We start from the raw sequence: 14,041 nt of genomic DNA on the forward strand, positions 1-14,041 counted from the left end.
TCAGTCCTCCTCGATCGTGATGTTGGTTGACTTGGCGGGCAGGTCCGAGGGTGCGGTCGCATCGCCAGACGGCTTTTTCGGCGCGTTGTGATCCATGGGAACACCGGTCAGTTCTTCCGTGGACGGAATATGATGGCCCAGTTCACCCTTCTGCTGAGCAGGCGCCTTGCGCTCGAAGAACTCGACGCCGACCAACAGGTCCCGCTCGGCGCGCTCCATGCGCTCCTCCGACCAGTCCTCAAGGTTCAAGCTGGACGCCTGCTTAGCCTGCTCGTTGCGATCATTGATGGCCTTGATGGCTTCGCGCACCGCCACATTGGCCAAGCGGTTCGAGGTCGGGTTGGCCGAACGGGTATGCCGGATAGCCGTCAGCCAGGTCTGTGCAGCAACCCCTTTCAGGGAAGTGTCCAGGGCCGGAACCTCGAACCATTCCTTGCCCAACCGAACCGAAATCGCACCCATATCCTTTGGGTGCCACCGCACATCAACCATGTGCGGATCCTTGCGGCGCATATAGGTTTGCAGATGTTCAGCCTGGTAACGCACCCCAAGGATCGTGATCCCGGTCTTGTCGAGACGATACTGGCGCTGCTGCCCGAAACACAGGCGCATCATTTCCATATCAGGCGGAGGAAGAACCCCGTACTCCTTGCTCAGGCGACGCCACGCGTTGACGGGTGTCTCGCCATTCAGCCCACCGTGAGGCGTATTGTGGTAGATGTCCGTCACCCAACGGATCAGGGCAAAAGTGAAGTCATCCAGGGTTAGGACGGCCCGCTTCTCCGGATCGGCATCACCTTTCTCGATGATGCTGCTGAAAGTGTGACCGGTCAGTCGTGGTGCAAAATCGCTTGCGAAAGTACCAAACACCCGCTCGATGGTTCCGCGGTTCTCAGGCACACCGTTCATTGCCATTTCCCATGCGACGCCGAGATCGCTAGCCGACATGCGAAACCGCTGCGACTTGAAGGCTGCGCCGCCGTCGAAAACGATTAGTTCAGGCGTGCCATGCATGTCCCAAGGCGTCATGCCGCCCACAGCATCTGACCACGCGCCTTTGTTGGTCGTGATCATCTGCAAAAGCTGAATAGCCGCTTCCTCTCCGGGATTGCGGCTCAAAACCATCCCAACGATGCAGCGCGTGGCACAACAGATTGCGGCGGTCAGTGTCCAGCGACCACACTTTTTGCGCTTCGTCTTGCCCGATCCATCTTCATCACCTTCGACGTAGAGACCCAGCGAACGCTTCGCGTCATCCTCCAGGAGGTCATAAATCCCGCTGCTCTGCATCAGCGTCATGACATCGACCGTCCACTCGTCAATCTCAACGCGCTCCAAAGGCCGCGTCACCGAGACGCCGTTCAGAACCGGCCGGAACTTCTTGCGCGCGGCGGCTTCCCCGTTACGGGCCAATTCAACCTGATAGGGGTCCAGCGCACGGATGGCGCGGCGCACGGTTTCGCGGCTGGGGATGGTAAGCGGTGATTGTCCGTTCGCGACGCGCTGCTCGTTGCGGTCATGAAAGCTGATCTGCACCTGTTCATGGATATGCTTGATCGATGGCTTTTCCGGAGAGAGATACGTGCGCACCTCTTTCATCACCAGACCGATCGCTTCCGGTCCCATGCGGCATGACCGATTGCCGCGGCTGTCGATCCGATCAATAAGGCCGCTCGGGCCGAACTTTTCCATAGCGCTCAGCCACCGGCGCAGCGTTCTTGGCGATGGAGGAATGCTGAAATCCTCAGCTTTGGGAAGCTTGTCTTTCCCAGAAGGATTTAGATTGTCCGCAAGCTTCATTGCCTTGGCAATCAGCAAGTCTTCATTCGCCTTAAGGGATTCGTCGGTCTTTTTCAGCGTGCCCTTGTTATAGATCTCCAAAAGGGCTTGCGCGTAGGCTTCACGCTTGGTCACACGTGTCTTTCTGCCCGAAACAAGACCACCGTAAGCAGTGCTCATCTGAAGTTGGCGCTTTGCCGCAAAGCGAGGATCAAAGTATCCTTGCTCAACCCGAATTGCGTGTGCATTGCCGAGCCGCTGCATCTCCTGATGTGGGAAGTGCCGTGCGAGTTGCGTTTCGTCATCGCGAACGAACACAAGGCCAACTTCCGTTTCCTGATGGAGCCGATATCCGACGCCTTCAATGGTGACGCGATCAAACTTGCCAAAGGCGTAGTGGGCATTTTTGTTGGTGAACGAGAGATCCATGGGAATTTCCTTTCAAGGGATCAGGCGGCATGAGGCCGCGGGAAATGCATGCTTTCGCAGGCGGTACAGCGGTCCGAAGCGCTGTTTTATTTGCGAGTTCTCAGCAATGAGGGCGGAGCGATGCTCATCCAGCAATCGTCGATCTCCACCCGCTCAAAGGGTGAAGGTTTTCGATCGACGCCATTTAGGGAGACAAGCTGATAGCTAGCGATTGTCCGGTCAGAGTTCATAAGAACTTCTAAGAAGAATCGGGGCATTATTTGTCCTTTCGTCAGGCGTAGAGAGGTCGAACCCAGGCGAAGGTCGCCTCGGCGGAATCAGGAAAAAGGGGGGGGTGAAGATCAGCCACGCTTAATCACTTGGAACTGGCCGACCTTCGGAGAGAAAGATCAGATCATGCGCGTCCGCATGATTTCCGTGCTGCGCTCGATGCGTTCATGACGCACCATCTGGAGGTGGCCTGAACGGATCAGTCGAACGATGGCGCGAAAGCCCATTCCCTCGAGGCGTGTCTCGTCCACAAGGGCACCAACGGTCGTGGTGCCGCAGACCTTTCTGGATGCATCCTGAGCGACGGGGTCCGCAAAGGCATCAGGGCGACGTACCGAGTGGAACAGCTTCGCATTGTGTAGTTCGACCGGGCAGACGTCCTCTTCGGTGAACAAGCGGAAATCGTCCAGAAAACACTGCGCAATGGCCTGCTCTTTGATACGCGCGAGCTTGCACTCATAAGCTTGGCTGACCCGGCTCGCCGGACGAACGGCGTAGCCGCAGACGGTGCCATCGATCCGTGTGACGACCAGGTCGATGAAATGGTCAAAAAACTCGCCGTGCTCATCATACCATGCGAACTGAATTTGTTCGACGAGGTCCAAAGTGTTTGGACGGTAGCCCAACAACAGGGCAGCGTTAGTCTCAAGATGGCTTTCAGTGCCAAGGCGCACGCCTTCCTGATCACCCAGGACGAGGCCGCCGGTAAAGTGCTTGGTCGAGCCAACTTGGGTCTTACGGTTGCCACGGCTGAATGCGGGAAGGCGGATACCGCCGAATTGGAAGTGATAGGACATGATCGTCTCTTTCTTTCGAACATAAGAAGGGGATCGCTGCCCGAGAGTTCGGAAAGCGGTTGACCCCAGAAGCCGTCCAACCGATTTCGCCAAGGCGCTGAGCACCCGTCGTGAAACTGCTGAAGACAAGCCTCTCCTGTCCCCATCTGGAGATGGGTTGGGCGGGATCTGTCATGTGTGAAAAGACCGATGTCCTTGAAGCGATCGCGTTAAGGTGATAGCTTCACGTTGAAGTCAGGAAGACCTCGGTCTTTCGAGTTAAGTCGCGGTCTGTTGGCGCAGATCGCGATTTTCATTTTTAAGGTTCGGGCATCATCGTTCCTTTACTTGTTTTTTCTCAGCGTTCGGCTGTCGGTACGCTACCAACAAACTCAGCTTGAGAAAACTTTTTTCCGTTTTAATTCAGAGCCTTACGAAACTCAGAGCGACTCATTTTTCGCATATGGGTCCCCAGCTGTAGTTGTGTTTGCCCACGGCTGCCTTGCGAAACCCGGTATCGACCAAGTCACCACGCACTTCCGAACGACGCGCGAAAAATTACCTGAGTCTTTATATCAGGAATTATTCTTTGTCTTACCTTCCACAAATGATTCCGGAGTCTAGTCCATCAAACCATGGGATTCGCAGGGCGAATATAGGCATCGCGTCAATTCAATATGGCCGAGGCCAGAAGGAAGGTACCTGGAGAAAAACACGGTCTTCGCTTTCGCACGCTTCTTTCGAACCCGGCGCGCGGAACCGCACCGAGGTGGCCTGAGTCAGGCTATCCGTATGAGACGGGAAAAGTTATGAAGCGTTCTTTGTGTCATGGGCCAAGAAATGCACAATGCGCTGATCGAAAACAAGAAACGCATTGGCAATCGGGACCCGCGGTGTGACGGATTGTGGCGAGGTCGCAACAAAACCTGACTGCGTGAAGAGTAGATATTGTTAAGGCTTGTGTCGATGAGCTACCTCCTCCCTATCAGATGCCAGATGCCCTACCGATCGCTGATAGGGAGCATGTATGTGAATTGGCACCGCACTCCAAAACTCACATTTTCCTCGGAAATTTTATTTCTCAGCGACCCTTGAACGGTGACCGAACTTCCACCAGCGGTCGTTTCCTTCTCTTGACACGAGCTGGCCATGGACCTCTGCGCAGAAGAGAGAATAGCGCAACCATTTGAAATCAAACGACAAACGTCGAAGCCTCAACCAACAGTCAATCATTGATCAACCTTGTTCTAAAAAGTTATATGCTGACTTTCTTGTTTTTGCTTGACTTTGAAGTTTAGTCGATCCATGTATCGAAAATGAAAACAGAGGTCCTCATGAACAAAACAGAACACATTGATACCAGAATGAACCATCGTGCCATTCGCGGAGATCTCGTAGCCCTCACAATGGAGATTGGTGACGTAGAAGGCGATCGCATCGTCTTATCGTCAGAAGCGATCAGCGCAGAGGAGGCCGAGCTGCGACATCGGCTTAAGTTGCTCGCGGACGCTCGAAAGAAAGGTGGGGTGGTTGTGGTTGCCGAAGGCGAAAACCTTATAACCACCTACCGCAAATCCAACTTCAATGCTAACTTGATAAGAAATAGTTAGGTTTATACTTTAGGATAGGCATGAAACTACTAGACTCTCTTTCACAATTCCGCAGTACGATGCGCTCCGATGAGAGCTTTGCGCTTTTCGTCAAGGTCGCAGCGGCAGTCGCGCGCGGCGAAACCCCGCAAAATCCGATCGCTAGGACAATTTCCGACATTGATCTGGATACGCTCATTGCAACATCGCAACGGCTTCTGTCAGAAGCGCCGTCGGAGCGCTTCGCAGCAATCATGGACTATGTCGATGCGCTGATACTTGGGGCGTCCAATCACGGCCCAGATGTTTGGATCCGCAAAGGTGCCTGTTTGCAGCTTACGAAGCTCATTGGCGATGCCCCGCAGGTACGCTTTTCCTTCGGCATGAGCTTAAGACCATGTATGACTTTTCTCGCATCCAAGCGAGATCAAGGGACCACCGCTACTGCTGAGTTCTGTTCTCCCAATACGGACGAATGTGATTTTGCCTCAGACTTGGCCGCGATTGCAGATCTTGAAAGCCACCTGACTATCGTACAGGCGATGCCCTGGGACGACCATACGACGCGGAAAGATGCTATCGAAGTCATCTTGCCCCCATTCGGACTAGACGTGTCAAAATATGAGACCTTACCCCAGAGCCTGCTGTCGTTCCTCGACTTGGATGAAAGGCAATCGGTTCGACTGAATTGCGAAACAGCCTCTATTTCTAATGCCCTTCAACGCACATTAAACCGCGTCATTATCTCGACCTCTGACGGTGAGCTTTTCCGCATGGTTGGCACTGAAAAAGTCGCGCGGCGAAACTTGATCGATAGTGGACGTCTGAAAGCTGTCATGGCTGTTCCTTCAGGGATGATGTTCGCGAACACAGGCATCAAAACGAACCTCGTGGTGATTGATCCCGCCGACAAGAAGGCCGACACCGTGCGGCTCGTAGACCTCGGCCATGCAACCGTCACGCAGAAGGGGCGTCGTGGTAGGTTAGAGGTCGCCGATGATGCTGATTGGCGCGCCCTCCTCGACTCGCAAGGCTCTGAAGACCCCACCCTTGTCCGGGATGTGGATTTGGACAAAGTCATGGCCAATAACACCGTGCTCGTGCCCGTGCGCTACCTCAACAGTGGTGCGCGCGATCGGATTGACGCTCTTCTGGCCAAGTCTGATGTTGCGGCGCTCGAAGATATTGTCGAACTGATCCGCCCTGTCACGATCTCCGAGGACGAAGAAGGCGAGTACACCCTCTTCGAAGCCGCCCCGGGCGACGTGAACAAACGAGGCTTCATCGCCGAGCCGCGCCGCGAAATCAGCGTCTCACGACCAAAGTACAACAAGGCCTTCAACCAGCAACTCCGCCCAGGCGACGTACTCCTCTCTATAAAGGGGAATGTGGGGATCACGGCCCTCGCGCCGGATGATGTGCCCAAGGAAGGAGAGAGCGTGATCTGGACCTCAGGGCAATCCATGATGATCCTGCGCCCAAAGCAACGTATCCATGTCAGTAGTCTTGCCCTCTTCGAATATCTCTCCAACGCGACCGTAAGGGAGCATCTGCAATCCATCGCCGGTGGAACAGCGATCCAGACGCTTGCCATGAAGGATATCAAGTCGCTGCCGATCCCGGTGCCGGATGACAAGACCCTTGCAGATGTCGAAGCCGGCTTTGCCGAACGGCAAAAGCTATTCGATCAGATCGACGCGTTAGAGCATGCAGTGGCCAAGACAAGAAACCAAAGCTGGCCCCATAAAGTGCTTTTTGAGGGCGGATGACCCAATGCACCGCAATCCACAACTATAGCGATAACACGGATTCCAATTCCTCGCACTGGCTCCTAAGCTCGTCAAAACTTGGATTGAATCCCAATACTTTAGGAGACCGGCCTTGAGCACGGACACCATCAATAACAACGCTTCTTTCATCTGGTCTATCGCGGAACTGCTGCGCGGTGATTTCAAGCAATCCGAATATGGCAAGATCGTCTTGCCCTTCACCATCCTGCGGCGGCTTGATTGCCTTTTGGACGGGACCAAACAAGCTGTCCTCGACGAGGTCGCCAACATGCCCGAGGGCATCGACGACGAGATGCGCATGGACATCCTGTGTGATGCGGCGGACGCGGGCGGACAGATCTACAATGAAAGCCAATTCACCTTCGCAACCCTGCGCCAGCAGGACGCGGGGCAGCTGCGCACCAACCTCGTGGACTACCTGGCGGGCTTCAGCCCCAATGTTCGCGACATCTTCATCGAGAAGTTCAAGCTGACCGAGATTCTGAAAGACCTCGACGAGAAAGGCTCGCTCTGGATGGTCTTCGACCGCTTCTGCCAGATCGACCTGCACCCCGACAAGATCACCAACCTCGAAATGGGATACCTTTTCGAAGAGCTGATCCGTCGCTTCTCCGAAATGTCGAACGAGACCGCGGGGGAACACTTCACCCCGCGCGAGGTCGTCCGCCTGTTGGTTGATCTGCTGCTGGCCAATGACGAAGAGGCGCTGTCGGGCAAGGGCATCATCCGCCGGGTCTATGACCCTGCTTGCGGCACGGGCGGCATGCTGTCTGTGGCCGAGGAATCCATGAAAGCACTCAACGACGGGCTCAAGGTCGACCTCTTCGGGCAGGAACTGAACGGCGAGTCCTTCGCGATCTGCAAATCTGACATGATGGTCAAAGGCCACGACGCCTCACGCATTGCCTATGGTAACACCCTGACTGAAGACGCCCACCGCGCTGAGACCTTCCACTATATGCTCTCCAATCCGCCCTACGGCGTCGACTGGAAGAAATACGCCGCCCCCATCAAGGAAGAAGCCGAGGACCTGGGCCACCAGGGCCGCTTCGGCGCGGGCCTGCCCAGCACGTCTGACGGGCAACTCCTGTTCGTGCAGCACATGATCTCCAAGATGCGAGACGATGAAAAGGGCTCGCGCGTGGGGATCGTCATGAACGGCTCGCCGCTGTTCTCGGGTGGCGCGGCCTCGGGCTATTCCGAAATCCGCCGCTGGCTCATGGAAACCGATCTTGTGGAGGCGATCATCGCCCTGCCCACGGACATTTTCTACAATACCGGCATCCAGACCTACATCTGGATTCTGTCCAATCGCAAGCCTGCGGAGCGGCGCGGCAAGGTACAGTTGATCGACGCCAGCGGCGAGCGGTTCTGGCAGTCCATGCGCAAGTCTCTGGGGTCCAAACGCCGCGAGATCGGCGATGTGGCACGGGCCGAGATCGTGCGCATCTATGGCGATTTCCTGAATGGCCAGTCGGGCTATGGCGACGTGTCCAAGATCTTCGACACGACCGACTTCGGCTATCGCGAGATCCGGGTGGAACGCCCCCTACGGCTTAGGCTTGAAATCACCCATGATCTGCTGGGCGCCCTCAAGGCCGATGAAAAAGCCATGGCTGCGCTGGAGAAGGCGGGCAAGAAGTTCGATGGCTTCACCGACAAAGTGCGCGCCATGCTGGAGGAGAAACTGGGCGAGGCCTGGATGGATCGCGCCGTGTTTATCGCTGACGTGACGGACGCCATGGCCGAGCGCGGGGTCAAGCTGCCTGCCGCAGCGCTCAAGGTGCTGGTGGCGCAGTTTTGCAAGCCGCACGAAGAGGCCGAGATCTGCACCGACAAGAACGGCGATCCCGAACCCGATACCAAGCTGCGCGATCACGAGCTGGTGCCCCTGGGCGAGGACTGGCAGGCGTATTTCGCGCGCGAGGTCGAGCCCTTCGTGCCCGACGCCTGGGTGGATACATCCCATGTGGACGCTACCGACCGTCAGGTGGGCCGCGTGGGCTACGAGATCAACTTCAACCGGTATTTCTATCAGTACGTGCCGCCGCGGCCGCTGGAGGAGATTGATGCGGAGCTGAAGGCACTGGAAGCCGGTATTGCAGGGCTGCTGAAAGAGAGTGTGGCGTGATGCGGCTTCGACACCTGCTCAGTGTTGCGCCGTCACCATCGGAAATCGGTGAGATTGGTGACGGCGATGAGGTAACATTCGCACCCATGGATGCGCTCCAAGATGGCCTTGGAGGTCTTGATACAAGCATAACTAAGCCATTGGGTGAAGTGCGATCAGGCAGTTACAATTTCTTTGCAGATGGTGATGTCCTACTGGCAAAAGTGACACCCTGTTTTGAAAACGGCAAAAAAGCCCTCGCAACCAAGCTTATGAACGGAATTGGCTTTGCTACATCCGAAGTTCATGTCGTGCGTCCGAACCGATCAAAGCTTGATCCCCAATTTCTGATCTACCTTCTTTCTAGTGAAGACTTTCGAGCAGAAGGCCTGAAAAGTATGACAGGCGCGGGCGGCTTGAAGCGAGTTAGCGAAAAAGCAATCTTGAACTATCGACTAGTTGTAACCGACCTCCCCACCCAAAAACGGATCCGCCTTCCTCGACCGCGAAACCGCGCGCATTGATATGCTGATCGAGTTGCGCGCAAAATTTGAGGCAAAAGTACAAGAGAGCCGAGAAGCCCTTGTTGCTAGTCTACTGGTTGGATTGCCGGAAGAAAGCCAGCGCCCATCCACGACCGACTGGCTTGAAAACCTGCCGTGCGAGATCAATCGAGAACGGGCGAAGGTCCATTTTCGGGAGCGCGTGGAGCTAAGTGAGAATGGCGAAGAGGAATTGCTCACCGTTTCACATCTCGCGGGCGTCACAAAGCGTTCAGAAAAAACCGTGAACATGATCATGGCCGAAAGTCATGAGGGTTATAAGCTTGTCCAGCCTGATGACCTTGTGATCAATACGATGTGGGCGTGGATGGGCGCCATGGGTGTCAGCAAAGAAGCCGGCCTCATAAGTCCAGCCTATGGGATTTATCGCCCGACCAGTGGCAAGTTGTTACCTGAATACCTGGATCTTTTGGTGCGCTCCAAACCTTTCGTCGCCGAGGCAACGCGGCGCAGCAAGGGAATCCACTCTTCCCGACTTCGCCTATACGCGGACGCGTTCTTGGATATGCGCTTGCCCGTTCCAACTTTGGAACGACAGTCAAGAATATTGCAGCAGGTCAGGGCACGTGCTGCCCGAGAAGACACGCTCGTAAGAAAGAATGCGAAGGCTACAGAACTACTCCGCGAATACCGTGCCGCCCTAATCACCGCCGCCGTCACAGGCCAAATCGACGTGGACAGCTACACCCGCACCGAAACGACCTCCGCCACCCTCGACCGGATTGAAGGGGAGATGCAGGAATGAATGCGCCTGTCGTATCGGTCGCCAGCTACCGAACAGGGGATCACTCTGCCCTGCAGGCGCAGCTGACGGTAGACCAGATCATGACCCCAAGGGATGCATTCCTCTGCGCACTCGAGGGTCAGACCGTTGCCGAGGCTTTTCAGCACGTGCCCGAAGTCTATGACGCGCTGCCCGTCATCGAAGGCAATGACCCAAGGGACCCCGCAGCGGAAGTCATCGGCATCATAGACTGCCGGGAAGTCGCACCAGCTGAGATGCGTCAGTCAGTGTCAACGCACATGCAGGAGCGACACTGTGTGGGCATCCGCAGTACCCTTCCCCTGTTGGAGTTCGCGGCAAGCGGACGCGTTGATGAGCTGACATTTGTGACCGCAGACGAGCGGTCCATTGTGTGTGGCCTCGTCACCGTTCACGATTTGCAGAGGCTGCCTGTTCGGATTGCCTTATTCGCTGCTTTGACCGATCTGGAAGAGGACATTGCAGGGTTGCTCGATCTTGCCGCTCCTGATCCGGCTAAATGGCACACGTTGGTCCACGATCCACGCGGGATCATCAAGATCGAGATTGAAAAAGGGCTCAAGCGCGCGGCCAGGCGTGACGATCTTGGGTCGCCTATCCTGACTTTGTCCTTCGGGATCAAACTTGCCCTGCTTGAAGGGCTGAAAAACAGTGGACAGCTTGCAGGCGTTGCCATTCCGAACCTTCGAAACATCCGGGATGCCCGAAACGATATCGCCCACGGCATTCCATTCGAGCGCATTGAGATCGTGCCTAAGGCGGCACGGGATCTGCGCAACCTGCATTCATCTGTAAAGACATTGATTGCGAGACACCAATGACCAGCCCCGAAATCTCCCGAGACAAGCTGCACACCGAAGAAGCGGTCGAAGTACATCTGGTGGACCAGCTCGTCCGTCAGCAAGGTTGGGTCGAGCGGCCCTGGCAGGCCTTTGACCGCAAGACAGCGCTGGACTCCGAGATGATCGAGCAGTTCGTGCGTAACACGCAAGCGGCCGCTTGGGACAAGCTCTGCGGGCAGTACCCTGGCAAGGAGCGTGAGACGCTCGTACGGCAGGTGGAGGCGCGTCTGAAGGCCGTGGGCACCCTCGACGTGCTGCGCGGCGGCATCACCATCGTGCCGGGCATCAAGATCGACCTGTGCGCCTTCAAGCCAGCGTCTGGCCTTAATCCCGCGACCTTGCGCGCCTATGAGGGCAATATCCTTGGGGTCATGCGGCAGGTGCGGTATTCCCAGCGGTCCGAGAACGCAATTGACGTGGTGCTCTTCGTCAATGGCATTCCTGTGGTGACGTTGGAGTTGAAGAACACCCTCACCGGATCGACCTATCAGACCGCTGAGGCGCAGTATCGCAAGGACCGCTCGCCCAATGGCGAGCCTCTGCTGACCTTCAAGCGCGGCGGGTTGGTGCATTTCGCGTTGGATCAGGACAACGTGTCGATGACCACGCGGCTGGACAATGGCCGCACCCGCTTCCTGCCCTTCAACCGGGGCCGCGATGGCGGTGCGGGCAACCCGGACGTGGAGGACGAGTTCCGCATCGCATATCTATATCGCGATATCGGCGCGCGGCAGGCGGTGTTCTCGCGCGAGGTGTTCCTGTCGATCCTGCATCGCTTCGTTCTGGTTGATGAGGTCGAACAGCCCGGCGGCAAGGTCAAACGCACGACGATCTGGCCGCGCTTCCAGCAGCTCGACGCAGTGCGGATGCTGGTGCAGGACGCTAAGACCAACGGCGCCGGGCAGAACTACCTATTTCAGCATTCCGCCGGCTCTGGAAAATCCAACACGATCGCATGGGCCGCGCATCACTTGGCCACGCTGCATGACGATGAGGACAAAGCGATCTTTGATACGATTATCATTGTGACCGACCGCGTCGTTCTGGACCGCCAGTTGCAGCAGACAGTGAAGTCCTTCGCTCAGACCGACAAATATGTTCGACCGATCGACGGCACCTCGCGACAGCTGAAAAAAGCGATTGAGGAAGGCGCGAAGATCATCATCTCAACGATCCATAAGTTCTCGACCGATCAGCTGTCGGTTCTAAAAAATGAGGACGGCAAGCGCTTCGCAATCATCATCGACGAGGCGCATAGCTCGCAATCGGGCAAGCACGCCGACAGCATGGCAAAGGTGCTGGCCGATGGGGAATTGAGCGATGAGGAAAAGGAGCTGGCCGCCACCGAGCAGGCCCTGCTGGAACTGCAACGTCTACGCGGCCCTCAGGCCAATCTGTCATACCTCGCCTTCACTGCAACACCCAAGAACGTCACGCTGGAGCGTTTCGGCCAAATGGGTGAAAACGGCCCAGAGCCCTTCCACCTCTACTCGATGCGGCAGGCCGTGGAGGAAGGCTTCATCCTCGATGTCTTGCGAAACTATCAAACCTACAGCTCCTACGCAAAGCTGGAGAAGGCGATCGAAGATAATCCCGAGCTGCTGGAGCGAAAGTCCGCCCGCAAGGTCGCGCGATTCATCGATTTCCATGAGTATTCCATGAGCCAGAAGGCCGAGGTGATCGTCGAGCACTTCCGTCGCCATGCCCTGCCGGAGCTGTCCGGTCAGGCCAAGGCCATGGTGGTCACGGCCAGCCGCGAACACGCGATCCGAACCCAGATGGCCATCGCCAAATACATCGAAGATCATGGCTACACCGACGTCCGCGCCCTGGTTGCGTTTTCCTGCGAAATCAACGTGGACGGCCAGCCCTACACCGAAGCCGGCATGAACGGGTTTGGCGAAACGGAACTGCCACGGCAATTCGACGGGAACGGCTATAACGTCCTCGTGGTAGCTCAGAAGTACCAAACGGGGTTTGATCAACCGAAACTGGTGGCGATGTATGTGGATCGCCGTCTGAGCGGTCTGCAAGCCGTCCAGACACTTGCGCGCCTTAACCGGATCTACCCATGCAAGGATCGCACCTTCATTCTCGATTTCCGCAATTCCGTCGAGGAGATACAGGAGGCGTTCAAGCCCTACCACAACGTCACGACTCTCGAAGACCTGTCCGACCCCAACCAGGTCTATAACCTTGAAGCACGCCTCAAGACGTTTGGAGTCATTGATCAGGCCGAAATCGACCGGTTCATCGAGCGCTTCCTTGCGGCGCGCCAGAGGGCCGACGAGAGGCCGATCCTGGAAGGCATAGTCCGTCAGGCTGTCTCGCGGTTCTCCGAGAACCTGAACGAGGAGGATCAGGAAGAATTCCGGCAGGTCCTCGCTTCTTTCCTGCGCTTCTATTCCTTCATCGCGCAGGTGGTCGATATGGGCGACACGGACCTTGAGAAGCTGCATGTCTACGGGTCATGGCTCAAGCGCATCCTGCCGAGCCGGCAGGCGCCCCACGGGGAGGATGTCACTGACGACATGCTGGAACTTGAGGCGTACCGACTGGAGAAAGAAGGCGGCCCCATGGATGCAAGCCTCGATCGGGACGACAATGCACCGCTTAGCCCGATCGACCGGTTCGGTGCCAACCCCTTCACCGAAGAAGAGTCTAAAACTCTTGCCGAGATCATTGAGGCCTTCAACAGCCGCCATGGGACCAACTTCACCGACGATGACTACATTCGGTTTGAGGCGGTGAACAACGACATCTTGGCTGACGATGATTTCGCCGAGATGCTCCGCAACAACGATCCTCGCGACGTCCGCCCCCATTTTGACAAGGAATTCATGCGCCGTGCCCGGCAGGCCTTCCAACGGGATAACGCTATGCGGAACGCATTCATGCAGGACGAGGAGGCGCGCAAGATGCTCATGGCGTTGATGTTCCAGCGAGCAATGCGGGGGGCGGGAAACACAGCTCCGAGGTGAGCGTCATTGGGAATCAACGCCGGCTCAAATTTTACCTGCCACCTCAAAGTGCCGCAATTTGGTTCACCAATACTGCCGATTTCGCAAAGAACATCTACCTGTCGATGCAAAAGTCGGGACCCGGGCGTTTCGGCCACTCACTGTGCTCG

9 protein-coding genes are annotated in these 14,041 nt (G+C 56.5%); 7 read left to right on the forward strand and 2 right to left on the reverse strand.

The window, feature by feature from the left end; genetic code table 11:
* Both M3465_RS01840 and M3465_RS01845 read right to left on the reverse strand, forming a co-directional pair.
* Entirely contained in the window at nt 1–2,208 is a 2,208-nt protein-coding gene (locus M3465_RS01840; RefSeq protein ID WP_249500000.1) for a TnsB C-terminal domain-containing protein, read from the reverse strand.
* Nucleotides 2,209–2,597: 389 nt separating this feature from the next.
* Complete coding sequence (locus M3465_RS01845) at nt 2,598–3,275, reverse strand: PDDEXK family nuclease (protein ID WP_249500001.1); 678 nt, start codon at nt 3,273–3,275, stop codon at nt 2,598–2,600.
* Nucleotides 3,276–4,588: 1,313 nt separating this feature from the next.
* Here M3465_RS01845 and M3465_RS01850 point away from each other — a divergent pair.
* The 7 genes from M3465_RS01850 to M3465_RS01880 all read left to right on the forward strand — a co-directional run bounded on the left by M3465_RS01850 (nt 4,589) and on the right by M3465_RS01880 (nt 13,892).
* Nucleotides 4,589–4,864, forward strand: a complete 276-nt coding sequence (locus M3465_RS01850; RefSeq protein WP_249500002.1) for a hypothetical protein — start codon at nt 4,589–4,591, stop codon at nt 4,862–4,864.
* A gap of 20 nt (nt 4,865–4,884) precedes the next feature.
* A complete protein-coding gene (locus M3465_RS01855) occupies nt 4,885–6,612 on the forward strand; it encodes an N-6 DNA methylase (protein WP_249500003.1) in 1,728 nt (575 codons plus the stop codon).
* Nucleotides 6,613–6,724: 112 nt separating this feature from the next.
* Entirely contained in the window at nt 6,725–8,764 is a 2,040-nt protein-coding gene (locus M3465_RS01860) for a type I restriction-modification system subunit M (protein WP_249500004.1), read from the forward strand.
* Nucleotides 8,764–9,267 carry a restriction endonuclease subunit S gene (locus tag M3465_RS01865; RefSeq protein WP_249500005.1) on the forward strand — a complete coding sequence of 168 codons (504 nt, stop codon included), beginning with the start codon at nt 8,764–8,766 and terminating at the stop codon, nt 9,265–9,267. Before M3465_RS01860 ends, M3465_RS01865 begins: the two co-directional genes overlap by 1 nt.
* 1 nt (nt 9,268) lies before the next feature.
* Complete coding sequence (locus M3465_RS01870; protein ID WP_249500006.1) at nt 9,269–10,051, forward strand: restriction endonuclease subunit S domain-containing protein; 783 nt, start codon at nt 9,269–9,271, stop codon at nt 10,049–10,051.
* A complete protein-coding gene (locus M3465_RS01875; RefSeq protein ID WP_249500007.1) occupies nt 10,048–10,890 on the forward strand; it encodes a hypothetical protein in 843 nt (280 codons plus the stop codon). Before M3465_RS01870 ends, M3465_RS01875 begins: the two co-directional genes overlap by 4 nt.
* Nucleotides 10,887–13,892, forward strand: coding sequence for a type I restriction endonuclease subunit R (locus M3465_RS01880; RefSeq protein ID WP_249500008.1), 3,006 nt, complete (start codon nt 10,887–10,889; stop codon nt 13,890–13,892). The genes M3465_RS01875 and M3465_RS01880 overlap by 4 nt, the downstream gene beginning before the upstream one ends.
* Nucleotides 13,893–14,041: the final 149 nt, after the last annotated feature.

Source organism: Marivita sp. GX14005 (assembly GCF_023370775.1).
Classification (GTDB): domain Bacteria; phylum Pseudomonadota; class Alphaproteobacteria; order Rhodobacterales; family Rhodobacteraceae; genus Marivita.

Coding starts and splice junctions, on each gene's coding strand:
- M3465_RS01870 (WP_249500006.1), top strand. CDS start 9,269: ATGCTGATCGAGTTGCGCGCAAAATTTGAGGCAAAAGTACAAGAGAGC.
- M3465_RS01850 (WP_249500002.1), top strand. CDS start 4,589: ATGAACAAAACAGAACACATTGATACCAGAATGAACCATCGTGCCATT.
- M3465_RS01845 (WP_249500001.1), bottom strand. CDS start 3,275: ATGTCCTATCACTTCCAATTCGGCGGTATCCGCCTTCCCGCATTCAGC.
- M3465_RS01840 (WP_249500000.1), bottom strand. CDS start 2,208: ATGGATCTCTCGTTCACCAACAAAAATGCCCACTACGCCTTTGGCAAG.
- M3465_RS01865 (WP_249500005.1), top strand. CDS start 8,764: ATGCGGCTTCGACACCTGCTCAGTGTTGCGCCGTCACCATCGGAAATC.
- M3465_RS01880 (WP_249500008.1), top strand. CDS start 10,887: ATGACCAGCCCCGAAATCTCCCGAGACAAGCTGCACACCGAAGAAGCG.
- M3465_RS01855 (WP_249500003.1), top strand. CDS start 4,885: ATGAAACTACTAGACTCTCTTTCACAATTCCGCAGTACGATGCGCTCC.
- M3465_RS01875 (WP_249500007.1), top strand. CDS start 10,048: ATGAATGCGCCTGTCGTATCGGTCGCCAGCTACCGAACAGGGGATCAC.